The 536-nt window shown below is 28.9% G+C and carries 1 pseudogene; it reads right to left on the minus strand.

What is annotated here, in order from left to right:
* Window positions 1-455, minus strand: a pseudogene (locus KVT27_RS23595) (toll/interleukin-1 receptor domain-containing protein); the annotation flags it as partial.
* Between the last annotated feature and the right edge of the window lie 81 nt (window positions 456-536).

Raw genomic sequence — 536 nt, forward strand, 5'->3', positions numbered from 1 at the left:
TAGAAGAATCCATAACTTCCATCTTGTAATTCAGCATAATTATTATATTTTACAAAATATCTATGCTTACAAATTTCATGAAGTTTATCATACATATTCCTAGAAATTAATATTGTTATAGTGTATAAGAAAAGCTCATGGATAAAATATCGAAAATGTTCAAATTCAATTGGACCAGTCGTACCAAAAGAACCAGAATAAATATTTAGAGTCTCAAAAAGATCGGTAATCATTTTAGTATCAAATACTGTTTGATCACTGCATAATAGCTCCATAAATTTAATGTAGTTATTTCTTAATGGAATCATTTCATGAATTAGATTATATACCTGCTCATCATATGGTTCGGATAATTCTAATACTCGATATGCTTCTAAATCTTCTAAAAGAGCTTTTTTATAGTCATAGCATAAGGATGCTATTCTTCCAGGTCGGTGAATGATAGCATCCTGCATAGAAGATAAAATTCCATCTACCTTAAATCTCGTTTTTTTTTTCCTCAAATATATAACTTGGGGCTGTTCCTAATTCTGGTT

The organism is Lysinibacillus sp. GbtcB16, from assembly GCF_019091145.1.
In the GTDB taxonomy this organism is placed as follows: Bacteria; Bacillota; Bacilli; order Bacillales_A; family Planococcaceae; genus Lysinibacillus; species Lysinibacillus fusiformis.